General features: G+C 71.6%; 29 protein-coding genes. 18 read left to right on the top strand and 11 right to left on the bottom strand.

Annotated features, from left to right (window positions below; genetic code table 11):
* The first annotated feature begins 15 nt into the window (after nt 1-15).
* The 8 genes from thrC (at nt 16) to ACIPYQ_RS16985 (ending at nt 6980) form a co-directional block, all read left to right on the top strand.
* A complete protein-coding gene (thrC, locus tag ACIPYQ_RS17020) occupies nt 16-1290 on the top strand; it encodes a threonine synthase (RefSeq protein WP_327414713.1) in 1275 nt (424 codons plus the stop codon).
* Between the two features lie 37 nt (nt 1291-1327).
* Nucleotides 1328-1606 (top strand): MoaD/ThiS family protein, encoded by a 279-nt coding sequence (locus ACIPYQ_RS17015; protein WP_030718872.1) that lies wholly within the window; start codon nt 1328-1330, stop codon nt 1604-1606.
* Between the two features lie 423 nt (nt 1607-2029).
* Nucleotides 2030-2236, top strand: coding sequence for a cold-shock protein (locus ACIPYQ_RS17010; protein ID WP_030009783.1), 207 nt, complete (start codon nt 2030-2032; stop codon nt 2234-2236).
* Between the two features lie 337 nt (nt 2237-2573).
* Nucleotides 2574-4196, top strand: coding sequence for a chaperonin GroEL (groL, locus tag ACIPYQ_RS17005; protein ID WP_362815150.1), 1623 nt, complete (start codon nt 2574-2576; stop codon nt 4194-4196).
* Nucleotides 4197-4351: 155 nt separating this feature from the next.
* The gene (locus ACIPYQ_RS17000; protein WP_401251616.1) at nt 4352-4948 is read left to right on the top strand and encodes a hypothetical protein; all 597 of its coding nucleotides are present in this window, start codon (nt 4352-4354) and stop codon (nt 4946-4948) included.
* Between the two features lie 27 nt (nt 4949-4975).
* Entirely contained in the window at nt 4976-5512 is a 537-nt protein-coding gene (locus ACIPYQ_RS16995; RefSeq protein ID WP_401251613.1) for a hypothetical protein, read from the top strand.
* A 39-nt stretch (nt 5513-5551) separates the two neighbouring features.
* Nucleotides 5552-6151 (top strand): phosphoribosylanthranilate isomerase, encoded by a 600-nt coding sequence (locus ACIPYQ_RS16990; protein ID WP_401251610.1) that lies wholly within the window; start codon nt 5552-5554, stop codon nt 6149-6151.
* Nucleotides 6152-6236: 85 nt separating this feature from the next.
* Nucleotides 6237-6980, top strand: coding sequence for an SDR family oxidoreductase (locus ACIPYQ_RS16985; RefSeq protein WP_401251607.1), 744 nt, complete (start codon nt 6237-6239; stop codon nt 6978-6980).
* Nucleotides 6981-6998: 18 nt separating this feature from the next.
* On the opposite strand, the gene ACIPYQ_RS16980 is transcribed toward ACIPYQ_RS16985, so the two are convergent.
* Nucleotides 6999-8618: a serine/threonine-protein kinase gene (locus ACIPYQ_RS16980; protein ID WP_401251604.1), complete on the bottom strand. Its 1620-nt coding sequence runs from the start codon at nt 8616-8618 to the stop codon at nt 6999-7001.
* 103 nt (nt 8619-8721) lie between these two features.
* Nucleotides 8722-9063 carry a protease inhibitor I9 family protein gene (locus tag ACIPYQ_RS16975; RefSeq protein WP_401251601.1) on the bottom strand — a complete coding sequence of 114 codons (342 nt, stop codon included), beginning with the start codon at nt 9061-9063 and terminating at the stop codon, nt 8722-8724.
* A gap of 376 nt (nt 9064-9439) precedes the next feature.
* Here ACIPYQ_RS16975 and ACIPYQ_RS16970 point away from each other — a divergent pair, with 376 nt between their 5' ends.
* Both ACIPYQ_RS16970 and ACIPYQ_RS16965 read left to right on the top strand, forming a co-directional pair.
* Nucleotides 9440-10621 carry a S8 family serine peptidase gene (locus ACIPYQ_RS16970; RefSeq protein WP_401251599.1) on the top strand — a complete coding sequence of 394 codons (1182 nt, stop codon included), beginning with the start codon at nt 9440-9442 and terminating at the stop codon, nt 10619-10621.
* Between the two features lie 63 nt (nt 10622-10684).
* Complete coding sequence (locus ACIPYQ_RS16965) at nt 10685-12091, top strand: PQQ-binding-like beta-propeller repeat protein (protein WP_401251596.1); 1407 nt, start codon at nt 10685-10687, stop codon at nt 12089-12091.
* Here the strand turns inward: ACIPYQ_RS16965 and ACIPYQ_RS16960 are convergent.
* Together ACIPYQ_RS16960 and ACIPYQ_RS16955 are read right to left on the bottom strand one after the other, a co-directional pair.
* A complete protein-coding gene (locus tag ACIPYQ_RS16960) occupies nt 12078-12332 on the bottom strand; it encodes a DUF397 domain-containing protein (RefSeq protein WP_401251593.1) in 255 nt (84 codons plus the stop codon). The genes ACIPYQ_RS16965 and ACIPYQ_RS16960 overlap by 14 nt on opposite strands.
* Nucleotides 12316-13152, bottom strand: coding sequence for a Scr1 family TA system antitoxin-like transcriptional regulator (locus ACIPYQ_RS16955; protein ID WP_401251590.1), 837 nt, complete (start codon nt 13150-13152; stop codon nt 12316-12318). Before ACIPYQ_RS16955 ends, ACIPYQ_RS16960 begins: the two co-directional genes overlap by 17 nt.
* Before the next feature lie 114 nt (nt 13153-13266).
* On the opposite strand from ACIPYQ_RS16955, the gene ACIPYQ_RS16950 reads away from it, so the two are divergent.
* A complete protein-coding gene (locus ACIPYQ_RS16950; RefSeq protein ID WP_327414702.1) occupies nt 13267-13488 on the top strand; it encodes a hypothetical protein in 222 nt (73 codons plus the stop codon).
* Nucleotides 13489-13586: 98 nt separating this feature from the next.
* On the top strand, nt 13587-14144 hold the full coding sequence (locus tag ACIPYQ_RS16945; protein WP_401251587.1) for an amidase: 558 nt from the start codon (nt 13587-13589) through the stop codon (nt 14142-14144).
* Between the two features lie 33 nt (nt 14145-14177).
* Here the strand turns inward: ACIPYQ_RS16945 and ACIPYQ_RS16940 are convergent, their stop codons facing one another.
* Entirely contained in the window at nt 14178-14381 is a 204-nt protein-coding gene (locus ACIPYQ_RS16940) for a hypothetical protein (RefSeq protein ID WP_401251585.1), read from the bottom strand.
* Nucleotides 14382-14523: 142 nt separating this feature from the next.
* Between ACIPYQ_RS16940 and ACIPYQ_RS16935 the strand changes: the two genes are divergently transcribed.
* The gene (locus ACIPYQ_RS16935) at nt 14524-15960 is read left to right on the top strand and encodes a hypothetical protein (protein WP_401251582.1); all 1437 of its coding nucleotides are present in this window, start codon (nt 14524-14526) and stop codon (nt 15958-15960) included.
* A gap of 5 nt (nt 15961-15965) precedes the next feature.
* Here ACIPYQ_RS16935 and ACIPYQ_RS16930 read toward each other — a convergent pair whose 3' ends face one another.
* A complete protein-coding gene (locus ACIPYQ_RS16930; protein WP_401251579.1) occupies nt 15966-16550 on the bottom strand; it encodes a GNAT family N-acetyltransferase in 585 nt (194 codons plus the stop codon).
* Between the two features lie 62 nt (nt 16551-16612).
* Nucleotides 16613-17353, bottom strand: coding sequence for a DUF4232 domain-containing protein (locus tag ACIPYQ_RS16925; protein ID WP_401251577.1), 741 nt, complete (start codon nt 17351-17353; stop codon nt 16613-16615).
* Nucleotides 17354-17568: 215 nt separating this feature from the next.
* Between ACIPYQ_RS16925 and ACIPYQ_RS16920 the strand changes: the two genes are divergently transcribed.
* Nucleotides 17569-19050 (top strand): helix-turn-helix domain-containing protein, encoded by a 1482-nt coding sequence (locus tag ACIPYQ_RS16920; RefSeq protein WP_401251574.1) that lies wholly within the window; start codon nt 17569-17571, stop codon nt 19048-19050.
* Between the two features lie 31 nt (nt 19051-19081).
* On the opposite strand, the gene ACIPYQ_RS16915 is transcribed toward ACIPYQ_RS16920, so the two are convergent.
* The 4 genes from ACIPYQ_RS16915 to ACIPYQ_RS16900 form a co-directional block, all read right to left on the bottom strand.
* Nucleotides 19082-20317, bottom strand: coding sequence for an MFS transporter (locus tag ACIPYQ_RS16915; protein ID WP_401251571.1), 1236 nt, complete (start codon nt 20315-20317; stop codon nt 19082-19084).
* A 72-nt stretch (nt 20318-20389) separates the two neighbouring features.
* On the bottom strand, nt 20390-21904 hold the full coding sequence (locus ACIPYQ_RS16910) for a PTS transporter subunit EIIC (protein ID WP_401251568.1): 1515 nt from the start codon (nt 21902-21904) through the stop codon (nt 20390-20392).
* A 69-nt stretch (nt 21905-21973) separates the two neighbouring features.
* Nucleotides 21974-22897 carry an N-acetylmuramic acid 6-phosphate etherase gene (gene murQ / locus ACIPYQ_RS16905; protein ID WP_401251565.1) on the bottom strand — a complete coding sequence of 308 codons (924 nt, stop codon included), beginning with the start codon at nt 22895-22897 and terminating at the stop codon, nt 21974-21976.
* 310 nt (nt 22898-23207) lie between these two features.
* Entirely contained in the window at nt 23208-24137 is a 930-nt protein-coding gene (locus tag ACIPYQ_RS16900; RefSeq protein WP_401251562.1) for a MurR/RpiR family transcriptional regulator, read from the bottom strand.
* 100 nt (nt 24138-24237) lie between these two features.
* Between ACIPYQ_RS16900 and ACIPYQ_RS16895 the strand changes: the two genes are divergently transcribed.
* From ACIPYQ_RS16895 to ACIPYQ_RS16880, 4 genes are all read left to right on the top strand, one after another.
* The gene (locus tag ACIPYQ_RS16895) at nt 24238-24612 is read left to right on the top strand and encodes a hypothetical protein (protein ID WP_361759131.1); all 375 of its coding nucleotides are present in this window, start codon (nt 24238-24240) and stop codon (nt 24610-24612) included.
* Between the two features lie 7 nt (nt 24613-24619).
* Entirely contained in the window at nt 24620-24898 is a 279-nt protein-coding gene (locus ACIPYQ_RS16890; protein WP_351296400.1) for a DUF4031 domain-containing protein, read from the top strand.
* Between the two features lie 79 nt (nt 24899-24977).
* Entirely contained in the window at nt 24978-25523 is a 546-nt protein-coding gene (locus ACIPYQ_RS16885) for an SMI1/KNR4 family protein (RefSeq protein ID WP_401251558.1), read from the top strand.
* Between the two features lie 65 nt (nt 25524-25588).
* Nucleotides 25589-26725 carry a hypothetical protein gene (locus ACIPYQ_RS16880; protein WP_401251555.1) on the top strand — a complete coding sequence of 379 codons (1137 nt, stop codon included), beginning with the start codon at nt 25589-25591 and terminating at the stop codon, nt 26723-26725.
* The last annotated feature ends 25 nt before the right edge of the window (nt 26726-26750 follow it).

Raw genomic sequence — 26750 nt, 5'->3', positions numbered from 1 at the left:
AAGGGCCTCGCCATCATGGCTGCACAGACTGTCGCCACCTCTGTCGATCTCGGACCTGCCAACGGTCTTTCCTGTCGCGAGTGCGGTACCCGCTTCGAACTCGGCCCCATCTTCGCGTGCGCCGAGTGCTTCGGACCGCTGGAAGTCGCCTACGACCTCCCCACCGGTGACCCCGAGGCCCTGCGCGCCGCGATCGAGGCCGGCCCGAACAACATCTGGCGCTACGCCCCGCTGCTGCCCGTCCCCGCGGACGTGGCCTCCAAGCCGAGCCTGAACCCGGGCTTCACCAAGCTCGTGGACGCCGCCAACCTGGCCAAGGAGCTCGGCGTCACCGGCAAGCTCTACGTCAAGGACGACTCCGGCAACCCGACGCACTCCTTCAAGGACCGCGTCGTGGCCATCGCCGTCGAGGCCGCCCGCGCCTTCGGTTTCACCACCCTCTCCTGCTCCTCCACTGGCAACCTGGCCGGCGCCGTCGGCGCCGCGGCCGCCCGGGCCGGCTTCCGCTCCTGCGTGTTCATCCCGCACGACCTGGAGCAGGGCAAGGTCGTCATGGCCGGTGTGTACGGCGGCGACCTGGTCGGCATCGAGGGCAACTACGACGACGTCAACCGCTTCTGCTCCGAGCTCATCGGCGACCCGCTGGGCGAGGGCTGGGGCTTCGTCAACGTCAACCTGCGCCCGTACTACGGAGAGGGCTCCAAGACCCTCGCGTACGAGATCTGCGAGCAGCTCGGCTGGCAGCTGCCCGACCAGCTCGTGATCCCGATCGCGTCCGGCTCGCAGCTGACGAAGATCGACAAGGGTCTGCAGGAGCTGATCAAGCTCGGCCTCGTCGAGGACAAGCCGTACAAGATCTTCGGTGCCCAGGCCGAGGGCTGCTCCCCGGTGTCGACCGCCTTCAAGGCCGGTCACGACGTGGTCCGCCCGCAGAAGCCGAACACCATCGCCAAGTCCCTCGCGATCGGCAACCCGGCGGACGGCCCGTACGTCCTGGACATCGCCCGCCGCACCGGCGGCTTCGTCGAGGACGTGAACGACGAGCAGGTCGTCGAGGCCATCAAGATCCTCGCGCAGACCGAGGGCATCTTCGCCGAGACCGCGGGCGGCGTGACCGTCGGCGTGACGAAGAAGCTGATCGAGAACGGGCAGCTCGACCCGACGCTGACCACCGTCGTCCTCAACACCGGCGACGGCCTCAAGACCCTGGAGGCGGTGGCCGCGGAGAGCGGGCAGACCGCCACCATCCGCCCGAGCCTGGACGCGTTCCGCGCCGCCGGCCTGGCCTGACCACCTCCCCCTGCTCTACCGGAAAGGCAGTAGCGCCATGAGCGTCAACGTCCGCATCCCCACCATCCTGCGCACCTACACCGGCGGCCAGGCCGAGGTGCCCGCCGAGGGCGCGACCCTCGCCGAGGTCATCCAGTCCCTGGAGGCGAGCCACCCGGGCATCGCCGCGCGCGTCCTGGACGACCAGGGCAAGCTGCGCCGTTTCGTGAACGTCTACGTCAACGACGACGACGTGCGCTTCGAGGGCGGGCTGGAGGCGAAGACGCCGGACGGCGCCGGCGTCTCGATCATCCCGGCCGTCGCGGGCGGTTGCTGACCCTCTCGGCCCTCTCGGCCTCTTTGTCACCTGATAGGTGACACGCGCAAACCGAAATTGCCCCCTCCGCTAAAAGCGGAGGGGGCAATTCTGCTTGATTGGGCGCGGTAGAGTTGGGGAAGTCCCCTCCGCCGGACTTGCCCGCTGCATATGAACGGGTCGCGTGAGGGTCGACATCGGGTCAACATGCAAGTGCGGTATGGGGCTTTGGCGAGATATGTCGGGCCCGAGTTGCCCTGGAGTATGGCAAATTTTCACTCTATTTCAATGTTTTCCTGTGTCCAGAATTCTCGTCGGATTGACCTGTTGCAGACAGCACTCGCGCAGATACATTCAGCCTCGGTCGACGCGTTCCGACGCAAGTTCTGACCCGGGAACGCGAAGTGCGTTCCCGCGCAAGGGCCAGTAATAGGGGAGTTAGGCATGGCTCAGGGCACCGTCAAGTGGTTCAACGCGGAGAAGGGCTACGGCTTCATCGCGGTCGACGGTGGTGCGGATGTGTTCGTCCACTACAGCGCCATCCAGATGGACGGATACCGCACCCTTGAAGAGGGTCAGCGGGTCGAGTTCGAGATCTCGCAGGGCCAGAAGGGTCCGCAGGCGGACATGGTCAAGCTCGCGCTCGGCTAGTCCTGGAGCGATCGACCACCGACGCACAGTGTTCAACGAAGACCTGCACGACCACACGAGGGGCCCACATCCTGGACACGGGATGCGGGCCCCTCGTGTGTGTACCCGGGCTGTGCCCGGTAGTGGCGGGGCGTTCTCCCGACTCGCTTGCACTCGAGGGGGTCGAGTGCTAATCATTGGCGTTAGCACTCTCCCGGTGAGAGTGCTACTGAACGAGGACCGGGTCGGTGAGGCCCGCAGGGTCCGGCGGGAAGGAACCGCCGGGCACTCAGGCCGTCCGTCGCGGGCGCGGGCGCGGTCCGGAGCAATCCACCGCTGTCCGGGAGGACCACTTCAGATGGCCAAGATCATTGCGTTCAACGAGGAGGCCCGGCGCGGTCTCGAGCGAGGCATGAACCAGCTCGCCGACGCCGTCAAGGTCACCCTTGGCCCCAAGGGTCGCAACGTCGTCCTTGAGAAGAAGTGGGGCGCCCCCACGATCACCAACGATGGTGTCTCCATCGCCAAGGAGATCGAGCTCGAGGACCCGTACGAGAAGATCGGCGCCGAGCTGGTCAAGGAAGTCGCCAAGAAGACGGACGACGTCGCGGGCGACGGTACGACCACCGCCACCGTGCTGGCCCAGGCGCTCGTCCGCGAGGGCCTGCGCAACGTGGCCGCCGGTGCCAACCCGATGGCCCTCAAGCGTGGTATCGAGAAGGCCGTCGAGGCCGTCTCCGCCGCCCTGCTCGCCCAGGCCAAGGATGTCGAGACCAAGGAGCAGATCGCTTCCACGGCCTCCATCTCCGCCGCCGACACCCAGATCGGCGAGCTCATCGCCGAGGCCATGGACAAGGTCGGCAAGGAAGGCGTCATCACCGTCGAGGAGTCGCAGACCTTCGGTCTGGAGCTCGAGCTCACCGAGGGCATGCGCTTCGACAAGGGCTACATCTCGGCGTACTTCGCCACCGACATGGAGCGCATGGAGTCGTCCCTCGACGACCCGTACATCCTGATCGTCAACTCCAAGATCGGCTCGGTCAAGGACCTGCTGCCGCTCCTGGAGAAGGTCATGCAGTCCGGCAAGCCGCTGCTGATCATCGCCGAGGACGTCGAGGGCGAGGCGCTCTCCACCCTCGTCGTCAACAAGATCCGTGGCACCTTCAAGTCCGTCGCCGTCAAGGCCCCGGGCTTCGGTGACCGCCGCAAGGCCATGCTCGGTGACATCGCCATCCTCACGGGCGGCACGGTCATCTCCGAGGAGGTCGGCCTCAAGCTGGAGAACGCCGGTCTCGACCTGCTCGGCCGCGCCCGCAAGGTCGTCATCACCAAGGACGAGACCACCATCGTCGACGGTGCCGGTGACAGCGACCAGGTCGCCGGTCGCGTGAACCAGATCCGCGCCGAGATCGAGAACTCCGACTCGGACTACGACCGCGAGAAGCTCCAGGAGCGCCTCGCGAAGCTGGCCGGCGGCGTGGCCGTCATCAAGGCCGGTGCCGCGACCGAGGTCGAGCTCAAGGAGCGCAAGCACCGCATCGAGGACGCCGTTCGCAACGCGAAGGCGGCCGTCGAGGAGGGCATCGTCGCCGGTGGCGGCGTGGCCCTGCTGCAGGCCTCCGCGGTCTTCGAGAAGCTGGAGCTCGAGGGTGACGAGGCGACCGGCGCCAACGCCGTGAAGCTCGCCCTGGAGGCCCCGCTGAAGCAGATCGCCGTCAACGGTGGTCTCGAGGGTGGCGTCGTCGTCGAGAAGGTGCGCAACCTTCCGATCGGTCACGGCCTGAACGCCGCGACCGGCGAGTACGTCGACATGATCGCCGAGGGCATCATCGACCCGGCGAAGGTCACGCGCTCTGCCCTGCAGAACGCCGCGTCCATCGCCGCGCTGTTCCTCACCACCGAGGCCGTCATCGCCGACAAGCCCGAGAAGGCCGGCGCCGGCGCCCCGGGCGGCATGCCGGGCGGCGACATGGACTTCTGATCGACCCCTGGCTCCGGCCACCGGTTGATCGGCTGTTCTCGAACGAGGGCGGCACCCCCCACGGGGGGTGCCGCCCTCGGGCGTTCTCCCGGCCACCACCGGGCGGCGGGTAAAACCGCTGGCCGGGGTGGGGGTGGGCGTGTGAGCGTACGGCCATGGGCAACTCCGTCGCGTACCCCGTTCACCGCACCACCGATCCCGTCGAGGCGTATGCCAAGGCGCGGGTGCTGTGCGGGCTGCTGGCCCGGCGGTACCAGGAGGTGCGGGTGGGGGCCGAGCTGGGCACGGTGGCGGACGTGCGGCGGATGGCGGCGCTGCTGCCGGACGCGGGCTACGACTACACCGAGATGCGCACGCATCCGGAGACGGGCGAGTTCCTCTATTACGAGGGGGACGTGCGGACGGCGACCGACGCGGAGCTGGAGGCGGCGGTCCCCCTCGACTTCGTCTCCACGGAACTGCCGGCCGCGGTGGCCGAGGAGGAGTTCGTCCGCGCGGTGGGCGCCGGCCCCGCGTCCATCGGCTGGGAGGGCTGCTGGCCCGACGAGCCCGAGCTGGGCTCGTACGGCTCGCCCAAGTACGACGGGGTGCAGCTGGTTCTCAACAGTGACGAGTGCGAGTGGTCCCGGAAGGTCAGCGGGGTCCACACCGTCTACGTCCACGTCACCAAGTTCGGCGATCTGGGCCGCGCCGAGCGGCTCGCCGCCGCGATCGGCGGCAGCGTGCTGGGCGAGCCGGAGTCGGGTCTGTAGGCGATGGGGAGTTCGAGGGCCTACCCCGTGTTCCGGACCGACGACCTCGCCGAGGCGTACCGGCGGGCCCGCCTGCTGTGCGCGCGGATGAGGCCGCTCGATGCGGAGATGTGGCTGTGCGCGCAGGCGGAGACCGTGGAGGAGGCCCGGGGGCTGGCGGTGCTCCTTCCGGCGGGCCTGTTCCAGCCGTCGTACGACTGGGACCGGGACGTCTGGTTCGTGGGCACCGAACTGCCCCGCGACGACCGGGAGCTGGCGGCCGAACTGCCGCTGACCGTCGACGCGTACGCGGCTCCGGGCCCCGTCGAGGAGGCCTTCCTGCGTGCGCTGGGCGGTGGGGCGGCCACGATGCTCTGGTACGGAGCCTGGCCGTTCGTCCCCGAGACCCCGTCCGGATCGCAGGACCCGACGAACCAGCGGGTGGAACTCCACGTCAACGAGGAGCATCCCGACGGCCGGCACACGGTCTACGTGCACTTCGGGTACGCCGACGAGGTGGGCGCGGCCCATCTCGCGGCCGGGATCGGCGGGTCGGTGCTGGGTCCCGTGCAGGTGGGCCGCTGACGCGGCCCGGGGCGGCCCGGGTCGGCATAGGCTGGGCGCATGGCTGATCTCTTCGTCAAGATCTGCGGGCTCAAGACCGCGCCGGACGTCGATGCCGCGGTGGCGGCCGGGGCCGATGCCGTGGGCTTCGTCTTCGCGCCAGGCAGCCCGCGCACCGTCGACGCCGCCACCGCGCGGGAGCTCGCCGCGCGGGTGCCGGACTCGGTGCTCACCGTCGGGGTGTTCCGGGGGCAGACGGTCGAGGAGGTGCGCCGGTTCGCCGAGGAGAGCGGCGTACGGGGAGTGCAGCTGCACGGCGAGGAGGGTCCCGAGGACTTCGCGGCGCTGCGCGCCGAGGGCCGGACGCTGTTGCGGGCCACCGCCGAGCACGTGAAGCGCTGCGGCGAGTACGGAGAGGACCTGCTCCTGCTCGACGCCCCCGACCCGGGCTCCGGCAAGCCGTGGAACTGGGGCTCCGCGGACTTCGCCGCACCCGAGGGGCGGTGGCTGCTGGCCGGCGGGCTGAACCCGGGCAACGTGCGGGAGGCGGTCGAGGTGACCGGGGCCTGGGGGGTGGACGTGTCCAGCGGGGTGGAGCGCGAACGCGGGGTGAAGTCGCCGGAGTTGATCCGCGCCTTCATCGAGGCCGCACGCGGCTAGCCCGGGCTTCAAGTTTCTGTAGTGCTCGTTACAGACATCGTGTTACCGTATTTCTGTAGTGATCATTACGGAATTGGGGGGACCCATGGGCAACAAGAACGCGCTGGTCACGGGCGGCAGCAGGGGAATCGGCCGGGCCATCGCCGAGCGGCTCGCCGCCGACGGGGCCACCGTCGTGCTGACGTACGCGAACGACGAAGCGGCGGCCCGCGAGACCGTGGAGCGGATCACCAAGGACGGCGGCCGGGCCCACGCGCTCCACGCGGAGCTCGGGCACCACGGCGACGCCGCCGCGCTCTGGGCGGCGTACGACGCGCTGGGGCTCGACGGGGTCGACATCATCGTCAACAACGCCGGCATTGGCATGCCTGTTCCGCTCGGCCAGGTCGCCGAGGAGGACTTCGACCGGGTCTTCGCCGTGAACGTACGGGCGCCGTTCTTCGTGGTGCAGGAGGCCCTCGGGCGGCTGCGCGACGGGGGCCGGGTCATCAACATCTCCAGCGGCGCCGCCCGGATCGCGATGCCCGAGATCCTCGCCTACGGGGCGACCAAGGGCGCGCTCGACACCCTCACGCTCAACCTGGCGAAGGCCCTCGGCCCCCGCGGGATCACCGTGAACTCCGTCGCACCCGGCATCGTCGACACCGACGTCAACGCCGGCTGGCTGCGCGGCAACGCCGAGGCCGAGGCGCACGCCGCCTCGCTCGCCGCGCTCGGCCGGGTCGGCCGCCCCGAGGACATCGCCGACATCGTCGGATTCCTGGCTTCCGAGGACGCGCGGTGGGTGACGGGGCGGGTGGTCGACGCGACGGGCGGCGCGGGGCTCTGAGCCGACGGGGGCCGATCGTCAGGTGGCGGGCATCGCCTGTCGCCAGACGGTCAAGTCCCCGGAAATCCACTGGGGCATCCCCGCCACGTCCGCGGTCGACTTGTGCACGAGCACGAGCAGCCCGACGTCCCCCGCCTTGTTCCTGATGCAGAACTGGCTGCCGCCCGCCGCCCCGGCCAGTGTCCAGCTCCGGTCGGTCGTGAGCGCCAGCGTGGAACGGCACGAGTCGAGGGACCCCTGCGTCCCGCCGTACAGCATGATGATCGTGGCGGTGTCGCTCTCCAGGCTGCAGATGCTCCTCTTGCAGCTCATGCGTATCTCTCCGCTGCGGTCCTGGCGTACGAGCGGTTCCCCCAGGGTGATCGAGGTCTGCTCGTCGTTCAGCCGCATCTGGGGGTACGGGTTCGCCTTGGGCGGCTGGGACGCGCTCGGGCTGGGCGTGGTGGCCGAGCCGGCCGAGCCTGCTGACCCGGCGGAGCCGGCTGACCCGGCCGCGCCCGAGGCCGACACCGCCGGGCCCGGGGACTTGGCCGCGGACGCCTCCCTTTCGAACATCCGCTTCGCGGATTCCTTGACCGTCCAGGCCAGGCCGCCCAGCACGAGCGCTCCCACCGTCACCGCCACGGTGACGCCCGCGACGGCACGCCGGCGGCCCTTGCGCCGCTCCTCCGGCGTCCGCGGCTTGGGCCCCCAGACCATCGGCGTCTCGTGCCCCGTGACGGGCTGCGGGGCCGGATCCGGGACCTTCACCTCCGGCCCCAGCACCTCCCGCCAGACGGCCGGGCTGCCGCCGCTCGTGTCGTCGGCGTCCTCGCCCAGCTGCTGCCGGCACCACTCCACGATCTCCGTCGGGGTGGCCCGCTCCTCCGGGTCGGAGGCCAGGCACCGGGCGAGCAGCGGCTGCAGCTGCTCCGGCAGCCGGGACAGGTCTGGCTCGGAGTGGACGATCCGGAACAGCACGGTCATGGACGGACCGGTGCCGTACAGCGGCTCGCCCAGTGCCGCGTACGCCACCGTCTGCCCCAGCGCGAAGACGTCGGTGGCGGGTGTGGTCTCGCCCGCCATCGCCTGCTCGGGCGCCATGTACTGGGGCGTGCCGATGGTGCTGCCCGTGGCCGTGGGCGCGGTGGTGTCGGACGCCGTCGAGATGCCGAAGTCGATGACCCGGGGCCCGTCGGCGGCCAGCAGCACGTTCGACGGCTTGAGGTCCCGGTGCACGACGCCCTCGGCGTGGATGGCCTGCAGGGCCTCGGCGATGCCCGCCACCAGCCACAGGAGCGCGGGCACCGGCAGCGGTCCGCGCCGGGCGACGGCCTCCGACAGGGAGGGCCCGGGTACGTACAGGGTGGCCAGCCACGGCGGGACCGCGTCCGCGTCGGCGTCGATGACCTCGGCGGTGTACGCCCCCCGGACGCGCCGGGCCGCCACCACCTCGCGGCGGAACCGCCGCCGGAACTGGGGGTCTTCGGCCAGCTCCGGCCGGACCACCTTGATCGCCACCGGTCGGCCGCCCGGGGTGTGCGAGAGGTAGACCCGGCCCATGCCGCCCGCACCGAGCCGGGCCGCGAGACGGTATCCGGCGACGGTCCGCGGATCCTCCGCGTGCAGCGGCTCGAACACCTCGGTCGCGCTGTTCATCGGCCTCCCCGATCCCCCCGAACCCCCCGATCAACCGATGAGTTGATCCGCATCACTTTAAGCAACGCGTAAGGGCGGTGCGTGGCCGGGGAGTCCGCGGACGTCAGTTGCCGGGGCCGAACGAGGACGCGCCGCCGTCCTTCTCCACCGACTCCACGATCGGGGTCGCCCGCAGGTCCTCGACCTGCTCGGCGGAGAGGCGGGCGGCGAAGCCGTTCAGCGTCTTGCGATAGACGTGGAGCGGGGTGATCCCGTACGCGTCCGCGACGGCGGCCGGTTCGACGCCGGGGTGCACGGTGACGATGTACGTGGCGTGGTCGGCGGGAGCGGAGTGCCTTACGGGTACGGACTCGGCGGCGGTGGCTGCGGACACGGGCAGGGCGACGGTGACGGCGGCCAGGACGGCGACGGCCACGGGCAGGGCTCGGCTCAGTCGGTTGCGCATGGGTGGAGGGCATCACGCGCTGCGGTGCAGGTCAACGAGGTCCTGGGGTGAGGCGGGGGCACGGGTGGGCGCACCGGCCGTGCGCTCCCCGGTGTGGGGGCGGGCCGCACGGGTGATCTTGCCCGGCGGGCCGTTGGCCGTGCGGGGCCCGTGTGCTGAAGCACGGCCGTGACGGCGCAGCGGGACAACCCTTTCTGCACGGGGTGCAACCGCCCCGCCCGGGGCGCGGGCGCACAACGGGCAATCAGGTGAGCCGGTGGTTCAAGTCGGCCAGAGGTGGCACCGATGGAGCTGAGTGCCGCCCCCGCAGGAGCACCTGGTGCCGTGAGGGCGGCTCACCCATGTTTGCCTTCGACCCCGTCAGGGAGCTCCTTCCATGCGCCTGCTCGCTCGTCTGGCCGCCGCGACCCTCCTCGCCGTGACCCCGGTCGCGGCCGGTACCGCCTCCGCCGCGGCCCCGGAGCCGGAACCGGCTCCGCTGGTCAAAGCAGCCAACCCGGTGCCCGGCAAGTACATCGTGACCCTGGAGAAGGGGCAGGACGCGGCGAAGATCGCGAAGAAGCTGGGCCTGAAGCCGTCCTTCGTCTACACGTCGGCGATGACCGGCTTCGCGGTGCCGCTGACCTCGCTGGAGCTGACGCTCGTCCGCAACAGCCTGGGGGTGAAGTCGGTCGAGGAGGACGCCTCGGTCCAGTCCGTGCCGATGCCGTCCTCCCTGCAGGGGATGCGGGCTCCGTCGGACTCGTGGGGCCAGGACCGCATCGACCAGCGGAACCTGCCGCTCGACAACAACTTCACCACTGATGGCAGCGGCGCCGGGGTGACCGCGTACATCCTGGACACCGGTATCGACTACGAGCACACCGAGTTCGGCGGCCGAGCCACCTTCGGCTTCGACGCGATCGGCGATGGCCAAAACGGCGCGGACTGCAACGGCCACGGCACGCACGTCGCCGGCACGGTCGCGGGCAAGACGTACGGGGTCGCGAGCAAGGCGAACCTGGTCAGCGTCCGCGTCCTCGGCTGTGACGGTACGGGCACGTACTCGGGGATGATCGCGGGCTTCGACTGGGTCGCGAAGAACGCCAAGCAGCCGGCGGTCCTCAACGGCTCTCTGGGCGGCGACAGGTCGACGACGCTGAACGACGCCGCGACCGCGCTCTCCGACGCGGGCGTGCTGCCGGTCGTCGCGGCGGGCAACTCCGCGAAGGACGCGTGCAACGTCTCGCCCGCCTCCGCCGATCGCGTGTTCACGGTCGCGGCGAGCAACCAGTACGACGAGGAGACCGACTTCTCCAACTGGGGCACATGCGTCGAGCTGTACGCCCCCGGCGAGGCCATCGTTTCCGCGAAGCTCGGCGGCGGCAGCATCGCGCTGAACGGTACGTCGATGGCCTCTCCGCACGCCGCCGGTGTCGCCGTCCTCTACAAGGCGGCGCACCCGAAGGCGGAATCGGGCGAGATCGCCGAATACCTCGAAGGAGAGTCCACCAAGGACGTCCTGAGCAAGATCAGCAAGTCCAGCCCCAATGCACTGCTGTTCACCAACGGTCTCTGACCCCGGAGCAGGTGATCCGACCCCCTGACGGGCGCGCCAACTAGGCTGTCCGCAGGGGGGATCATGGACGACCACACATCTCAGGGCGCGCGGTGGCTGCCGCGCGCCCTGTTCGTCGCCGGCACGGCGGTCGCCACCGTGACCGTGCTGTACCTCGTCATGCTCTGGCGGATGGCCTTCGTCGACTGGACCCGGGGCAGGGGCTGGCTGCTGCTGCTCACCCCCGCCTTGGGGCTCCTCGCGTACGTGCTGCTGGCTCGGGCCCGCGGCGCCGCCAGGGGCGCGCTGGTCTGGTGCCTCGCCGTGACCGTCGCGATGGCTGCGCTGTGGCCCGCCTGGCAGGCGTACGAGAGGATGCGCGGACCGCAGGCGTACGTGTGGACCTGGTGGCAGGCGGAGAAGCCGGAGTCGGCCCGGCCGGTGGGCGCCTGGATGCGCCCGTCGTCGGGGCTCGTACGGGTCCGCGCGGACGGCCTCAAGCTCTACGACGGCGGGGGTCGCTCGGCCGGAGGGCTGGGCGCGGGCGGGGAGGTCACCTTCTGCGCCGTGAGCCGGACCATCCCGCACGACATCGGGCTGGTCGCCGCCGCGCGCACTCCGGCCGGCTGCGGCGCGCGGGTGCTGGCCGTGGACCTGAAGAACGGCGAGAAGCTGTGGGCCAAGGACCTTCCGGTGGCGCCGGGCCGCGACGGGGACGAGACGCCCGTGGTGGCCGCGGTCGGCGATACGGCCGTCGCCGTGACGGAGGGCGCCCTCCTCGGCCTGGACCTGCGCACGGGCGGCGAACGCTGGCGGGTCCCGGTACCGGCCGGCTGCCGGGTCCGCGCGCTCGACGGAGCCGCCGACCGGGTGCTGTACGTGGAGGACTGCGCAGGTAGCGGCTCGGCGCGGCTGATCGCGCTGGACGCGCGGACGGGCACCCAGGCCTGGCAGAGCCCGCTGCGCACCGCGGGCCCGTCGGCGCAGGTGCGGATGCTGTCGGCGCAGCCGATCGTCCTGCGCGCCGGAGGCTCGGTGCTGCTCTTCGACGACTCCGGGCGCGAACGGGGCGCGGTACCGGTGGCCGGCCCGCAGGAGGACCTGACCGAGGGGCCCGCACCGGTGGTGAGCGGAGACCTGCTGATCGCCCCGGTGAAGGGCAAGGTCCCGGGAATCTCCGCGTACTCCGTGCTGGACGGCAAGCGGGTGTGGCACGCCGCGCTGGACGGGGCGACGGTCCTGGGGCTGGTGCAGAGCCGCGGCCCGGGCGGGGTCGACGTGGTGACGTCGACCGCCGCGCGGACGCACCTGTGGCACCTGGACGGGACCACGGGCAGGGCGAAGGCCGAGCCCACGATCCTGCGCGAGGTCCCGCTGGGCCGACGGTTCGAGATCTACCCGCAGGGCCCGGAGGGCTACACGTTCGTGAACCTGGACCCGGCCGGCGAACTGCCGTCGTACGTGGTGCTGATGCGGGTCAGAGGCTGGTGACGAACGCGGTCCAGGCGGTGTCCCGGAAGGTGAGGTGGGGGCCGTCCGGGACCTTGGAGTCCCGAACCGGGACGATGCCGGGGTGGCCGTCGGCGACTTCGAGGCAGTTTCCGCCGCTGCCGTCGCTGTGGGTGGACTTCCGCCAGGTGGCCATCTCCAGGCAGTCGCCGCCCGTGCCGTCGCTGTAGCTGGACTTGTGCCAGATAGCCGCCGACAGGTCGTACTCACGCATGCTGGTCATGCTCGTAATCCTCCGCCGCGGACTCGATCATGGCCAGCGATTCGGTCGGTGACAGTGCGCTGGCCGTGAGGAGATCGTAGGTCAGCGAGTGACGGGAAACCGTGACCGGATCGTCCACCAGTACTCCCATTGCGTTGCCTTGGACGTAGGCAAGTGGAGGAGCGTCCTCGAAGGTCATCAGCTTCAGGGTGCCTCCCATCGACGAATGCGCTCCAGCGCTGAACGGCAGTACCTGCACGAAGATCCGACGCGTACGGATCAAGGTTGCGATGTGCCGCAGTGCCTCTGCCATCACTTTCCGGGTCCCGACGACCCTCCGGATGACTGCCTCGTCAAGCACACACCACAACAGGGGGGTTGTTGGATTTTCCAGCAGCTTGGCTCGGTCCAGCCGGTTCGCGACCAGCTCGGTGATGACTTCGTCCGTGGCCGTCGGCTGGTACGCGATGAAGACCTCCCGTGCGTACGCCTCCGTCTGGAGCATCCCGGGCAGTGCCAGAGGCGCGTACTCGCGGATCGTCTTTGCTTCGGCTTCTGCTTCGGCTGCCTCGGCGAAGTGGTTCGGGTACTTGGACTTGGCCAAGGCTCCGCAGTTGCGGACGAAGAAGCCGTTCGTGTCGAGGATGTCGTCTATCTGGCGCGCGAATTCGATGTGCATGCGGCGCGTGCCGGCTTCGAGCTGGCCGATGAACGAGCCGCTGACGAAGAGCGGTTCGCCCAACTCGGCCTGGCTCAGACCGGCCCGTTCGCGCGCCACGCGCAGCTCGGCGCCGAGCAGGGCGCGGGGTGAGGAGGAGGGATCGAGGTTCTTACCTGCCATGGCAACTCCCGGGCCAACAGGTGGGGTTGTTCTCGGTGCTTCCTTGAAGGCTAGCGAGCCCGTCGCCACTCTGTGTGTCGAAGGCGAACACTCAGAGTAGAAAGGTGACATGTCATGGTGCTCACTCCACAGGAGCGCATGCAGGCGGCCGAGGAGGCAGTGCGGCAGCTGAAGGAGTCCCTGGCCGGGGTGGGGGTGCTGTTCCCGTCGCTCGACGTGGAGCGGGTCTCGGCGGCGGGCTCGTACGGGCTGCCGCTCGTCGACTTGGGCCGCTGCAACCTGGACACCGCCCTCCGGCTGGCCGCCGTACTGCACGAGCGGGCGGCGGGCGCGTGAGCGAGGCGGTCGACGCCGCCCAGTTCGCCTTCGAACTGGGCTGGAGGCTGCGCGGCTTGGAGTCAGTGGCGGTGTGCGGCGGGTGGAGACGTAAGGGCATGGGACTTTCCGTGCGCGTGCAGTACGACGAGGGCAGCGGGCTGTGGACGGCGGTCGGCGATGACGGGGACCGGCGGGAGAAGCGGTCGGCCGATACGGCGGACGAGGCGGGGGCGCTGGTGCACGGAGCCTTCGGGCTGACGGCGTGGCGGCCGCTGCCGCCTCTCTCGGCGGGTCGTCAGCGGTTCACGCTGATCCACTGCCCGATCGGGGAGCACACGGGATTCGACGATCCGCGCTACGAGGGGCTCAAGGCGAGGCCGCCGGAGGGGTGCGTGGCCGAGGACGTCGGCGGGTACTTCGGGCTCCGCTGCGAGCGGCCGGGTGCGCGACTGCTGGACGCCGTTGCCGAGACCTGTCGGGGGATCCGGGCGGAGCACGGGCTACTCATGTCCGACCTCGGCATCGAGAAGCTGTGGGAGTGGTCGCAGGACGGTACGGACGGCTGGGGCGCGGAGATCGTGGGCCAGCTGCTGCTGATGGCCGCCGAGCGCGGCCTGAAGCTCGGGTACAGCACCGACGACCTGGTGCGGTTCCTGCGTACCGCCGCCGGCTGAGTCGTGGGCGGGAAGCGCGCGTGCGGCCGGCGCTCAGGACTTGGTGATGAGCTCACCGTCGTACGTGCCGCCCAGGCAGATCCACTGGCCGGCGGTGGAGTCGTACTCCACCGTTCCGTCTCCGTCCGCGCACGCCGGCCCGGTGACAGCCGGTACGGCGGCCTGCGCGACGGGGGCCGTGGCGCCGAGAACGGCCAGGACGAGGGCGGCGGTGAATCCGAGAAGTCGTGCTCGCATGAGAACTCCCGTGGGGACGAGGGACGGCAACACCTCAACACCAGCTTCCCCCTGTGCCGTGCCTGGCGCACCCCGACGTGCGGGCACGCGTGCGGTGCGCGCTCCGGAAGCGCCTTCCGCGGACAGGCGGCAGGCTGGTGTCATGGCGAACACGCGCATTGTGACCGTGGGGGAGCCGGATGACCTGGGCATGCGCAAGGTTCTGATCGACGGCAGGTTGGTGGGCAGGGTCTGGTCCGAGGAGCAACTCGAGACACTCCTGACTCGTGAGGGTGTGGACGACAGACGCTCCATCCGGTTCCTCGGGAAGGACGGCGGCACCTACTGGCCGGACCAAGCGTGGTTCCGACGATCCATCTGCGTCATCGCGGTTGTCGGCCTCCTTTTCACCGCATGTCAGCTCTTCCGGATCGGAATAGCGGACAGTGGTGATGCCCTGACCTATGGCGGGCGCATCGCCGGATTCACCATTCTCGTCGTGGCCTTGGTGGAGGTGATCGCCGCCGCGGCCGCCGTCGACTTCTGGGAATTTCGGCGATGGCGATACTCGGGCGTGGTCGTTCTGGTCGGAGTCCTCATCACCTTCCTGTGTAGCGTTTCTGTCGTTCTTATGCAGATAGGTGAGCGGTTCACCGGCTACACGCTGGTCGCGATAGGCCTCGTCGGCTGGTCTTCGGTGATCCTGTTCGAACTGGGAAATAGTCGGGCGTGGAAGGGTCTCAGCATTCCCAGGAAGATTGCGATCGGGGCGATCGTATCCACCCTTCTCGCCGTCGCCAACCTGGCGTACGCGCAGGTCTATGTTCCCTATGTGACGACGCCGCTGATACTGAGTGGGGCCGAGTTCAAGGAGTCGAACCAGGTGAAGGCCGGGGCGTCGATGTATGTGACGGCCCATCTGTACGTGAAGAACGCCGGACAGGTTCCCGTCTACATCCTCGGCAGCATCTACTGGATCCACGGCGGACCTGCGAGCGGTCCCTCCGAGGTGAAGCCCACCGACTACACGTTGATCTACGATGGCGAGTTCGCGACTCCTGTGGGCCTCGTGTTGAATCCGGGGGAAGAAGTCGCACAGGACGTGGTCGTCGAGATCAAGGATCCTGAGAAGCAAGGTTATGAGGCGATCAGGGCCCAGACCGAGGTGTACGTGATCAGGAAAGACAGAATGACGATGAGAGCTGATTTCAAGCACGCCAGCCTCGAGAAGTGGCGTTCCGGGGTGATGTGCGAGATGGGGGATCCGCCCGGTGCGAAATCAAGATACTGGACCAATATTTCGAACAGTACCGAAATGTTGAACGTGACCCGAGGTCAGCAGCGCATCACCGTGTGGAGGGTGGACAGTGGCAACTGGCCGCGAGTCGACGCGTATGTGTCACCCCCGGGTGAACGGATCTCCTTCGTTCCCAACCTGCCCTTGCAGAACCAGGAGGCCAGTGAGCGGTACGGCCTCTCGCGGGTGCGCGGCGCCACGGCGCAGACGCCCTACCGGGAGCTCCTGGAGAAGGCACGTTCCACCGAGAAGGGTGCGAGCCCGAGTCCGAGCCCGAGCTCGAGTCCGAGCCCGCCCAAGTGACCCGGCTACACCGGGGAGTCGGTGCGCAGGCGGGCGTGAAGGTGCTCGTCGTGCCAGCCGTCCGCGTGCAGCAGGGCGCCGCGCATGGTGCCCTCCAGCGGGAACCCGGCCTTCGTCGCGACGGCGCAGGAGGCGGGGTTGGCCACGGAGTGGGTGATGCGGACGCGGTGCAGGCCGAGGTCGTCGAAGGCCCAGCGGGTGACGGCCTCCGTGGCCGGCACCATGAGGCCGCTGCCGCGGCCGGCGGGCAGCAGCCAGTACAGGATCTCGCCGCTGCCGCCGGTGAGGTCGAGGTCGGCCAGCCCGATCAGTCCGACGGCCGAGCCGCCGGACGGCGGGGCCACGGCCCAGATCGCGGCCTGCTCGGTGTCCCAGTTCTCGCGGTAGCGCGCGATCCGCTCCTCGGCTCCGGCCTCGGTGAAGTGGCCGGTGCGGTTCCAGTGCTGGATGTCCGGGTCGGCCCCGGAGGCGACGAGCGCCGGCACGTCACCCGTCTCCCACGGCCGCAGCACCCACCGGCCGGGCAGTTCGAGCACGGGCTGCGGCAGCGAACGCATCCGTCCGGCCGGGACGACGGGGGTGATCTTCATACCGGAGAGTATGTCGAAGGGGCGTCGCACGCGCGTCGGATCCCGTGGCTCCGCGCTCCGGCTCAAGAGCCGAGTGCGTCCTCGATGTTCTGCTGCCAGTACGTGACCGTCAGCGAGCTGTCGTAGTAGATGCCCTTGGCGGGCAGGGTAGGGGTGGCGGACGCGCCGCCGCTGCTGTTGGGCGTACGGCCCTGGAAGGCGATCGTGAGCCGCTGTGCGGTCATCCCGCCCTCGCCGCTGCCGTCGGCCGCCTCCAGGATGGCTCCCGCGTGGCCCGACTCGCCGGGCGCGAGGGACACCACCGCCTGGGGCCGGGTCTCCTTCAGGGCGGTCGGCGCCCACTGCATCTCGTCGAAGCGGAGCACCGGGTAGTAGGTCAGGTCGCAGGGCTTCGAGCCGGTGTTCTTCACCGAGATCAGCATGTGGTTGAGCGGGCGGGTGACGGGCTGGACGGTCACCTCGGTGTTGGAGCCGTTGCACAGGGCACGGTCGCCCGCGGCGGGCGGGGCCGACGATCCCTTCGCGTCTGCGCCGCCGGTTCCGGAGCCCGTTCCGGTGCCGGTGCCGGCCTTCGTGGCGCCGGGAGTTGTCGTGGCGCCGGGGGTTGGGGTGCTCGAACCGCCCGCCGGGGAGGGGGTGTCCGTGACGGAGCCCGAGGAGGTCGCGGGTCCTCCGTCCTTGAGGCCCGTGTCGTTCTGGCATGCGGTGAGGGCGAGCGCGGTGAGGGTGACGGCGGCTGCACTCGCGAGACGTCGGGTGGTGCGGGCGGTGCGGTTGGTGCGTGCGGTGCGGAGCGCGGTCATGGCTGATTCCCTCTCATATGGCATGGCCGGGGCGGTGGTCGGTCGGGACCGGTGCCGGGGGCCGTGTGCTTGGATGGCCTCAGCCTGTGGGGTGATCCGTCCCAGCCGCGACATCCGGCGCGCAGTCAGGGATACAGGGACGGTCAGACAGGCTCTGAGCTGCTGAAACGGTTCGTTCCTGGAACGCGGGACGGGACACGGGGTGGGAGGAAGCAGTGTCGGAAGACACTGACGGGGCCGGGTTCGCCCGGCTGCTGCGGGAGTTGAAGGACCGGTCAGGGCTCAGCTACGGAACGCTCGCCAAGCGGCTCCACATGAGCACGTCGACCCTGCACCGGTACTGCAGCGGCGACGTCGTCCCGGCGGACTACGCACCGGTCGAACGGCTCGCCCGGCTCTGCAAGGCATCGCCCGAGGAACTCGTCGCACTGCACCGGGCCTGGGTCCTGGCGGACGCGAACCGTCCGCGCAAGGGGGGCGAGCCGGCGGCCAAGGCGACGCCGGGCGCGGGGGCATCCGTAGAGGTGCCTCCGGCGACCCCGGCCGCCTCGGTGCCTCCGGCGACCCCGGCCGCCTCGGCGACCCCGGCTGCCGAAACGCCGACGGCCGATCCGGGCGACTCGGCAGAACCGGCCGATCCGGGCGACCCTGGCGACTCGGCAGAACCGGCCGATCTGGGCGACCCTGGCGACCCGGCAGAACCGGCCAATCCGGCCGCCGCGGCCGCCCCGGCCGACCCCGGCGATCGGCCCGCGCCGAACGGGCGGCGTCGCATCCGCAGGGCCGTCCTCACCGGGATCGCCGTGGCCGCCGTGGCCGGGGCGGTCGCGCTCGCCGCGTACCTGCCGACGGGAGGGGGAGACGTGCGGAACCGGCCCGCCGGTGCGGCGTCCCGCGAGGACGGCGAAGGGCAACGCGCGGACGGCGGGGCGCCGGTGGCCGGGGCGGCACCGTCGGAAATCCCGTCGCCGGGCTCGGCGCCCGCTGCCGGCACCGACCCCGCCTCCACCGCGAGCCCGTCCTCCTCCTCACCCTCGTCCTCCGCCTCGTCCGCCTCCGGTCGAGGCGACGGCGCCGCGTCGTCCGGTGCGCCGGTGAAGGTGACCGCCCAGCCGTACACCTGGGAGTCGCCGTGCGGCCAGCACTACCTGATCGAGAAGCCGCCGGCCCAGGTGTCCCCGCCACCCGTGGAACGCGACGCGCCCGCGTGGGTGGCGGCGGCCGGAGCCGTGTCCGCCGGTGAGCAGTACGTCACGCTGACCCTCCAGGGCTCCGGCAAGGACACCGTGGTCCTGGACGGCCTGACCGTCCGTACGGCCGGCAAGCGTTCCCCTCTCGCCTGGAACGACTACGCCATGGGCTACCCGGGCGTCGGCTGTGGCGCCGGCGTTCCGACCCGCTCCTTCACCGTGGCCCTCGACGCCGCACGCCCGGCCGTCGTGCCCGAGGCGGGGCAGCCGAACTTCCCGTTCAAGGTGAGCGAGTCCGAACCGGAGGTGTTCTACGTCAAGGCCGACGCCTCCGCGTACGACGTGAGCTGGTTCCTGGAGCTGTCCTGGTCCAGCGGGTCCCGGCACGGCACCCTCAAGATCGACAACAACGGCAAGCCGTTCCGCACCAGTGGCCACAACGGGCGGCCCGGCTACGAGTTCCCCCTCGGCGGCGACGGCTGGGTCCGGGAGGGAACGACGTCCTGACCCGCCGCACGCGCGGCCAATGGGTCCCGGTTCACGGCTGGCGCAGGCGGCCGAGGGGTTTCAGGGCGAGGCCCGTGAGGCCCGCGGCGCAGGCGCCCGCCGCGCAGAGCGCCGTGGCGACCGTGGCTCCCCCGGAGTCGGCGAGTGCGCCGAGGGCGTTGTTGCCCACCACCAGCGCCAGGCTCTGAACGAGCGTCAGCAGCGCCTGCAGCCTGGCCAGGTGCGTGCCCGGGGCGCCGCTCAGCACCAGGGGACCGATGTGGCAGGCGAACATCCCGGAACCGGCACCCGTGACGATCGCCCCGGCCACGGCAACGGCCACGCCGGCCTCCCCGGCCAGCGCCACCGCGGTGATGCCCGGCGCCGCGACGCACAGCCCGAGCGCCGCACCCCTGCCGAGCCGCCGCAGGGTGCCCCGCCGCGAGACCAGCAGTGCCACGGCGACCACCCCCAGGCTCTGGCCACCGGCGATCAGACCGGCCGCCCCGGCACTCCAGCCGTGCTCCCGTGCCAGGAGCGGGTTGAGCAGGGACATCACCGGCAGGAGGAAGCACGCGGCAGCGGCCGTCAGCAGCAGCGCGGACCGCAGGACCGGATCCCCCGCGGCGACCCGCACCCCGTCGGCCGCCCCTGCGAGGAGGCCCTCCCCGCGAGGGGACCGTTCGACGTCGAAGGCCGGCCGGACGCAGACGAGTACGACGAGGACGACGGCGAAGGTGGCGGCATCGGCGAGCGCCGCGCCGGTCAGGCCGGCGGCCGCGACGAGTACGGCGCCCAGGGGAGCCCCGAGCAGCGAGGCGAGCTGGCCGGCCGCCTGCTGCACGGCCAGCGCCCGGGGGAGCTGCGCCTTCCCCACCAGGCTGCGGGGCATGGACCCGGCGGCCGGCAGGTAGAACGCGTCGACCGTGCCGACCACGGCCGCGACCGTGACGAGGAGCCAGGGCGAGGCGTCCAGGCGCGAACTCGCGAGGGCCAGCGCGAGCGTGGCCGCGAGCATCACCGCGTCCCCGACGACCATCACCCTGCGCGCGCCGAACCGGTCGCCGACGGCGCCGCCCAGCAACAGCAGCAAGGTGCGGGGGAGGGTGATGGCGGTCAGGACCAGGGCACCCGTCCCGCCACCGTGGGCGCTCGCCGCCCAGCCGAGGGCGAAGTACAGGACGGCGTCACCGAGCAGCGAGGCGCGGGTGCCGGCGAGCCAGACGAGGTACGTGCGGGGAAGCGCCGGGCGCGCCGAGCCGTGCCGGACGGTGTCGAGGGATGCCATGGCCGGTGACGCTAGGGCCCTCGACCAACTGGAGGGCAAGCTCCCCGGGCGCGGTCACGGCAAGGGCTGGGGTCAGGTCAGGGCCGGTTCCTTGGAGGGCTCGGTGGTCGCGGCGGCCGGGGCCGGGTCGGTGTCGAGGTCGGTCAGCATCTGGCGGGTGAAGCCGAAGAAGTAGGTGGCGGCGAAGCCGACCAGGTAGCCGACGGCCAGGCCGCCCGCGTAGATGGCGAGGGTGACGCCGGGGTTCGACTTGCCGTCGAGCAGGGGGAACAGGGCCCAGCCCGAGGGGCCGATGGCGGTGGAGCCGAAGGCGACGCCGAGCTGGTTGAAGAGGCCGACGAAGGCGCCGCCGGCCGCGCCGCCGACGCAGGCGGTGACGAAGGGGCGGCCGAGGGGGAGGGAGACCCCGTAGATGAGCGGCTCGCCCACGCCCAGGAAGCCGGCCGGGAGGGCGGACTTGATGGTGGTGCGGAGCGAACCGTTGCGCGGGAGCCGGCAGTAGACGGCGATGGCCGCGCCGACCTGGCCCGCGCCCGCCATGGCGAGGATGGGCAGCAGCACGGTGTAGCCGGACTGTTCGATGAGCGTGGTGTGGATGGGGATCAGGGCCTGGTGCAGGCCCAGCATCACGAGGGGCAGGAAGAGGCCGCCGAGGACCAGGCCCGCGAAGGCGCCGCCGGTCGCGAGCAGCCAGTCGGCGAAGGTGCCGATGGCCGCGGAGGCCTCACCGGCGAGGAACATCAGGCCGTAGAGGGTGACCAGGCCCGAGACCAGGACCGTGAGGGTGGGCGTGACGAGGACGTCCACGGCCTCGGGGACCCACGTACGGCACCACTTCTCCACGTACACGGCGAGCAGGGCGGCGGCGAGCGCGCCGAGGACACCGCCCTGGCCGGGGGAGAGCTGCTGGCCGAACGCGTCGATCTTGGCGACGCCGGGGAAGACGATGATCGCGGCCACCGCGCCGCCCAGGATCGGCGTACCGCCGAACTCCTTGGCGGTGTTGTAGCCGACGAACACGGCGATCAGCGACATGAACCCGGACGCGATGGCGGCGAGCGCCGGGACGACGGCGGGCAGCCAGCCCAGGTTCGTCAGCAGGCCGTTCAGGCCCGCGATGATGCCGCAGCCGATCAGCGCCGGGATCAGCGGGACGAAGATGTTCGCGATGCGGCGCAGGAGCAGCTTGAACGGGGTGGCGTTGCGTGCCTTCTGCGCTTCCTTCAGGGCCGCGCCCTGCGCCTGCAGTTCCTCCGCGGTGACGGTGTGCGGGGCGGGGGAGGGGGCGGGGCCGGGGCCGGGAGCGGGAGCGGCGGGCGTCGCCGAGCGGGCCTCCTCGACCAGCGCCTCGAACTCCGGGGTGACGCGGGCGACGGTGCCCGGGCCCAGCACGATTTGGTAAGTGTCGTCCTCGACCACGCCCAGGACGGCGGGGAGGGCGCGCAGGGCCTCGTCCTGCACCAGTGAACGGTCGCGCAGCGTGATGCGCAGCCGGGTCATGCAGTGCGCGATGGAGGTGACGTTGTCCGGGCCGCCGACCAGAGGAAGGATCGCGGCGGCTGTGGCGCGGTTCTTGTCAGTGGACATGTGGGGTCGCCTTGCGTCGGGGGGAAGGGATGCGGGCGGGGGTCGGCGGGCGGGGTCAGCGGGCGGGGGTCAGTGGGTTTCTGCGAGGGCCGCGCGGAGGTGGCCGTGCGAGGCGGCGAGCAGTGCGGCGGCCTTCGGGCCGTCGACGCCGCCGAGGATCACGAGGACGGCGTTCTTGACCTCGCCGCCGGTGGCGGTGAGCGCGGTCTCGATCTCCTCGTCGGGCGCGCCGGTGGCCAGCGCCACGATGCGGCGGGCGCGGGCGCGCAGCTTCTCGTTGGAGGAGCGCATGTCGACCATCAGGTTCCCGAAGGTCTTGCCCAGGCGGATCATCGTGATGGTCGAGATGAGGTTGAGGACGAGCTTCTGCGCGGTGCCGGCCTTCAGGCGGGTGGAGCCGGTGAGGAGTTCCGGTCCGACGACGACCTCGATGCCGTGGTCGGCGGCCGCGGCGAGGGCGGAGCCGGCGTTGCAGGAGAGCCCGACGGTGAGCGCGCCGCGCGTACGGGCGAAGGCGACGGCGCCGATCGCGTACGGGGTGCGGCCGGAGGCGGAGATGCCGATGACGGTGTCGTCCGGGCCGATCTCCAGCGCGGTGAGGTCCGCGGCGGCCAGCTCCGGCGAGTCCTCGGCGCCCTCGACGGCCTTGACCATGGCGGAGGGGCCGCCCGCGATCAGGCCGACGACGTCGGCGGGGTCGGTGTTGAAGGTGGGCGGGCACTCGCTGGCGTCCAGGACCCCCATCCGGCCGGCCGTGCCGGCGCCCGCGTAGACGAGTCGGCCGCCGCGGGCCATCCGCTCGGCGATCGCGTCGATCGCGGCGGCGATGTGCGGGAGCTGGGCGGCGACGGCGGCCGGGACGGTGGCGTCCTCGGCGTTCATGGTGCGGGCGATGTCGAGGGTGGGGAGCCGGTCGATCTCGGCGAGGTCCTGGCGGAAGGCCTCGGTTGTGAGGGTGTCCAGCTGGGCGCGGAGGTCTGCGTACGCGGTCATGCGGGGCTCCCTGGGGGTCGGTGCGGGCCGGGCTTCGGGATCGGGGCTCCGCCCCGGCCCCCGCGCCTCAAACGCCGGCGAGGCTGAAAGATCGGGGCTCCGCCCCGGCCCCCGCGCCTCAAACGCCGGCGAGGCTGAAAGATCGGGGCTCCGCCCCGGACCCCGCGCCTCAAACGCCGGCGGGGCTGGATGGTGCGGCGGGGCTGGGATGGTGCGGCGGGGCGGGGCGGGGCGGGGCGGGGCGGGGGTGGGCGGGGGGTGGAGTGGCCAGGGCCGGATGGTGCGGCGGGGCTGATTCTGGCGGCGTTGGTCAGCGGGTTGTGTGGCGGTGGGCCAGGGCTTCGTAGGAGGCGGCCAGGGCGGGGGCGGCGGTTTCGTAGGTGCGTTGGGCCACGCCGACGAAGAGGCAGTCGACGACGAGGAGCTGGCTGGTCCGGCTGGACATGGCGGCCGGGCGCAGCTGGGTCTCCCGGGCGGCGGAGGTGGCCAGGACGAGGTCGGCGTAGTGGGCGACGGGGGCGTTCGGGCGGCCGGTGAGGGCGAGGGTGGTGGCGCCGCGCTCGAAGGCCACGCGGAGCGGCTCGATCACGTCGCCCGTGGAGCCGGAGTGGGTGATCGCGACGGCGACGTCGCCGGGGCCCAGCTGGACGGCGCCCGTGACGGCCAGGTGGGGGTCGCCGTGGGCGTGGGCGACGAGCCCGATGCGCAGCAGCTTCTGGGCGAGGTCCTGGCCGACGAGGGCGGAGGCGCCGACGCCGTAGACGTCGATGCGGCGGGCGGTGGCGAGGGCGGTGACGGCGGCGGCCAGTTGGGCCAGGTCGAGTCCGGCGGCGGTGTCGGTGAGGGTCTGCGCCTCCTCGTGGGCCAGCTTGGCGACGACGTCGGCGAGCGGGTCGTCGACGGCTATGTCGACGGTGACGGCGGGTGCGGCGCCGGACTCCTGCTGTGCGGCGAGGGCGGCGAGCGCGAGGCGCAGGTCGCGGTAGCCGGGGTAGCCGAGGAGGCGGGCGGCCCGGACGACGGTGGCCTCGCTGGTGCCGGTGTGCGCGGCGAGTCCGGAGACGGTGAGCCGCGCGCACCCGGCGGGATCGGAGGCGACGGCCTCGGCGACGGCCTGCACCGAGCGCGTCATCGACGGAGCGAGGCTCCGGACCCGGGCCCGGAGGGCGGAGGGCGCCGGGACGGGCGCGGTCTGCGTCTCCGCAGGGCGACTGAAAGTTTCTTTCGTGTTCTCGCTCACACCTGAAACCTATTTTCGGAGGGGGTGGGCGTCAATACGCCATACGGCCCCCGGAAAGAGGCCCTTCGTCACCGGGCACCCTCGGGGCCACAATGGGCCCATGGACCACGCGACCCCCTTGGAACAGGCGCTGCACGTCGCCCGCGCACTTGTTCTCGCCGATCTCGCTGCCGGCGAGGTCGCCGATGCCGATGTCGTCTCCCTCGTCGAGGACTCGGTCACGCACCGCCGCTGGTGGGTGGAGCAGTGGCCGGAGGGGGTCGACTACCTCGCCGGACTCGTCGCCCAGGACGTGCAGGACGCGCTGCTGGAGAAGTACGGCCGCTGGCCGCTGTGCCCGGTCTGCACCCACGGCGATCCGCACGCGCTCGACGTGGAACCGGAACTCGGACCCGACCCGCACTGGGTGTGCTCGGAAGCGGGCGTGAAAGTGGCCGCGGTCGGAGGCCTCGGCCCCGTCTTCGGTCTCCGGTGAGCCGCCCGTGACCGTCTACATCGACCCGCCGACCTGGCCGGGCCACGGCCGCATGTGGTCCCACCTCGTCAGCGACGTCTCGTACGAGGAGCTGCACGCCTTCGCGGCGGGGATCGGCTGTCCGCCGCGGGCCTTCGAGCGGGACCACTACGACGTGCCCTCGTACCGGTACGCGGACGCGGTCGGCGCGGGCGCGGTGGAGATCGGCAGCAAGGAGCTCGTCCGCCGCCTCACCGAGGCCGGCCTGCGCCGCCCGAAGGGCCGGCCCGCGCAGCCGCAGCCGTAGCGTCCGCAGCCGTAGCGTCCGCAGCCGTACCGGCCGCCGTTTTCGGAAGGCTGTCGGTGGGGGCCGTTAGCCTGCGGGAATGTTCAGCACGACCGGCGACGACGATCGCCGCTTCCCGCCCGCCCTGACCGAGGTCTCCCGGATCGAGTTCGTCTACGGCGACGAGGGCGAGGACGGGGACGAGGGCGTCGACTTCGCCCCGTACGAGGCCTTCCGGTCCGCCGAGGACACCACCGACTGGCTGCGCCACTGGACGGCCAACCACGAGCTCGACGGCGGCGGCCTGCGGATCTTCGGCCAGGACGGCTCCGGCGGCCTCGCCGCGATCTGGTACACGCGCCCGGGGCGGCCGCTCGCCGAGCAGCCCGTGGTGTTCCTGGACTCGGAGGGCGAGGTCGGCGTGGCCGCCGGGAACCTGTCCGACCTGCTGTGGGTGCTGGCCGACGGCTTCGGGCCGCGCGAGGCCGCCCTGCACGGGGAGCGCGAGGCACGCCCCGACGAGGCCCTGGGGGCGATCGCCGAGCGCCACGCGACCACCCCGCGGCGGCCCGCCCGGGAGATCATCGCCGAGGCGCAGGTGGAGTTCGACACCTTCGAGGACGACCTCTTCGAACTCTGCCGCTGAGCCCCAGCCCCCTCTGCCCCGCCCCGGCCGGGGCGTTGTCGGTGGCGTCCGGCATGCTCGGCGCCATGAACCCGTCCGTGCCGCCGGTCCGCTCGTCCTGGGACCGCATCGACGGCTGGCTGCGCGAGCACGCCCCGGCCTCGTACGAGAACCTCGCGCCGCCCGCCGCTCCCGGCGCGGTCGAGGAAGCGCAGGCGGAGACGGGCCTGCGCTTCCCGGCCGGCCTGACCGACTCGCTGTTGTGCCACGACGGACTCCTCGGCTGGGACAACGTCCTGCCGGGCCCGCCGCCGCAGTCGGCGGCGCAGATCGTGCGGCACTGGCGGATGTGCGTGGAGATCGACGGCGACGAGGACCCCTCCGACCCGGGTGAGCCGGGCGAGGAGCCCTGGTGGCACCCCTTGTGGATCCCCTGGGCCCAGAGCGACGGGAACGCGCAGGTGATCGACATGCGCGAGGGCCCGGAGCAGGGCCGGCTGGGTACGGCGTGCCATGACGACACCGCCCACTTCGACGACGGCTGGCCCTCGCTGGCCGCGTACCTCGCGGAGGTGGCCGACGTACTGGACCACGGAGGCCTGGTCGACGGCTGTGCGCCGTACCTGACCTGCGACGGGGAGCTGTGGTGGGACCTGGAGGGGGAGACCGACCTGAACGGCGAGCCCCTCACCCCGGCCCCCGCCCCGGGGCGCGCCGCCGCACTCGCGGCCCGGGCCTCCTGGAGCCTGGCGGAACTGCTCGGGGCGCCGGTCCGTCCGGCCGACGAGGACGCGCCCGTCATCGAGGCCGTCGCGCGCGACTGGTCGGTCGTCCTCCCGCCCGACTACGTGGCCGCGGCGAGCGCGTACGGAGACGCGATGATCTCCGGCTACCTGTACTTCTTCGGCGCCCGGGGCCTGCGCGCGTACGGGGAGAGGCAGGCGCCGACGGCGCCGTCTCCCTCCGTGCCCCATCCCGTCCTGCCCACCTCGGGGGGCGTCCTGGCCTTCGGCCACACGATCGAAGGCGACCGGCTCTTCCTGGTCCCGCACCGGGACGGCAGCTGGACGGTGTCGGCGTTCCGGCGGGGCTGGGCGGACTGGCACGACACCGGGCTCGGCTTCGGCGAGTGGTTCCGCGGCGCCCTCGCCGGGGTGCTCGCCACCGACTGGCTGCCGGAGTGGGAGCCGGGCCCGCACCCCTTGGAGCTCGACGAGTCCTAGCCCTGCGCGCCCCCGGGCCCCGGGC

Origin of the sequence: Streptomyces sp. NPDC090045, assembly GCF_044747975.1 — a bacterium.
In the GTDB taxonomy this organism is placed as follows: domain Bacteria; phylum Actinomycetota; class Actinomycetes; order Streptomycetales; family Streptomycetaceae; genus Streptomyces.
The sequence above is the reverse complement of the archived record's forward strand: the minus strand, read 5'-3'. Positions and strand labels throughout refer to the sequence as shown.

Excerpts from the sequence above, each read along its gene's own strand:
- ACIPYQ_RS16985 (WP_401251607.1), top strand. The coding sequence starts at position 6,237 with ATGGGCAACAAGAACGCGCTGGTCACGGGCGGCAGCAGGGGAATCGGC.
- ACIPYQ_RS16930 (WP_401251579.1), bottom strand. The coding sequence starts at position 16,550 with ATGAAGATCACCCCCGTCGTCCCGGCCGGACGGATGCGTTCGCTGCCG.
- ACIPYQ_RS16885 (WP_401251558.1), top strand. The coding sequence starts at position 24,978 with ATGTTCAGCACGACCGGCGACGACGATCGCCGCTTCCCGCCCGCCCTG.
- ACIPYQ_RS16950 (WP_327414702.1), top strand. The coding sequence starts at position 13,267 with ATGGTGCTCACTCCACAGGAGCGCATGCAGGCGGCCGAGGAGGCAGTG.
- ACIPYQ_RS17010 (WP_030009783.1), top strand. The coding sequence starts at position 2,030 with ATGGCTCAGGGCACCGTCAAGTGGTTCAACGCGGAGAAGGGCTACGGC.
- ACIPYQ_RS16975 (WP_401251601.1), bottom strand. The coding sequence starts at position 9,063 with ATGCGCAACCGACTGAGCCGAGCCCTGCCCGTGGCCGTCGCCGTCCTG.
- ACIPYQ_RS16925 (WP_401251577.1), bottom strand. The coding sequence starts at position 17,353 with ATGACCGCGCTCCGCACCGCACGCACCAACCGCACCGCCCGCACCACC.
- ACIPYQ_RS16965 (WP_401251596.1), top strand. The coding sequence starts at position 10,685 with ATGGACGACCACACATCTCAGGGCGCGCGGTGGCTGCCGCGCGCCCTG.
- ACIPYQ_RS17015 (WP_030718872.1), top strand. The coding sequence starts at position 1,328 with ATGAGCGTCAACGTCCGCATCCCCACCATCCTGCGCACCTACACCGGC.
- ACIPYQ_RS16980 (WP_401251604.1), bottom strand. The coding sequence starts at position 8,618 with ATGAACAGCGCGACCGAGGTGTTCGAGCCGCTGCACGCGGAGGATCCG.
- ACIPYQ_RS16960 (WP_401251593.1), bottom strand. The coding sequence starts at position 12,332 with ATGACCAGCATGCGTGAGTACGACCTGTCGGCGGCTATCTGGCACAAG.
- ACIPYQ_RS16990 (WP_401251610.1), top strand. The coding sequence starts at position 5,552 with ATGGCTGATCTCTTCGTCAAGATCTGCGGGCTCAAGACCGCGCCGGAC.
- ACIPYQ_RS16935 (WP_401251582.1), top strand. The coding sequence starts at position 14,524 with ATGGCGAACACGCGCATTGTGACCGTGGGGGAGCCGGATGACCTGGGC.
- ACIPYQ_RS16945 (WP_401251587.1), top strand. The coding sequence starts at position 13,587 with ATGGGACTTTCCGTGCGCGTGCAGTACGACGAGGGCAGCGGGCTGTGG.
- thrC (WP_327414713.1), top strand. The coding sequence starts at position 16 with ATGGCTGCACAGACTGTCGCCACCTCTGTCGATCTCGGACCTGCCAAC.
- ACIPYQ_RS16895 (WP_361759131.1), top strand. The coding sequence starts at position 24,238 with ATGGACCACGCGACCCCCTTGGAACAGGCGCTGCACGTCGCCCGCGCA.
- groL (WP_362815150.1), top strand. The coding sequence starts at position 2,574 with ATGGCCAAGATCATTGCGTTCAACGAGGAGGCCCGGCGCGGTCTCGAG.
- ACIPYQ_RS16970 (WP_401251599.1), top strand. The coding sequence starts at position 9,440 with ATGCGCCTGCTCGCTCGTCTGGCCGCCGCGACCCTCCTCGCCGTGACC.
- ACIPYQ_RS16880 (WP_401251555.1), top strand. The coding sequence starts at position 25,589 with ATGAACCCGTCCGTGCCGCCGGTCCGCTCGTCCTGGGACCGCATCGAC.
- ACIPYQ_RS16915 (WP_401251571.1), bottom strand. The coding sequence starts at position 20,317 with ATGGCATCCCTCGACACCGTCCGGCACGGCTCGGCGCGCCCGGCGCTT.
- ACIPYQ_RS16940 (WP_401251585.1), bottom strand. The coding sequence starts at position 14,381 with ATGCGAGCACGACTTCTCGGATTCACCGCCGCCCTCGTCCTGGCCGTT.
- ACIPYQ_RS17000 (WP_401251616.1), top strand. The coding sequence starts at position 4,352 with ATGGGCAACTCCGTCGCGTACCCCGTTCACCGCACCACCGATCCCGTC.
- ACIPYQ_RS16910 (WP_401251568.1), bottom strand. The coding sequence starts at position 21,904 with ATGTCCACTGACAAGAACCGCGCCACAGCCGCCGCGATCCTTCCTCTG.
- murQ (WP_401251565.1), bottom strand. The coding sequence starts at position 22,897 with ATGACCGCGTACGCAGACCTCCGCGCCCAGCTGGACACCCTCACAACC.
- ACIPYQ_RS16955 (WP_401251590.1), bottom strand. The coding sequence starts at position 13,152 with ATGGCAGGTAAGAACCTCGATCCCTCCTCCTCACCCCGCGCCCTGCTC.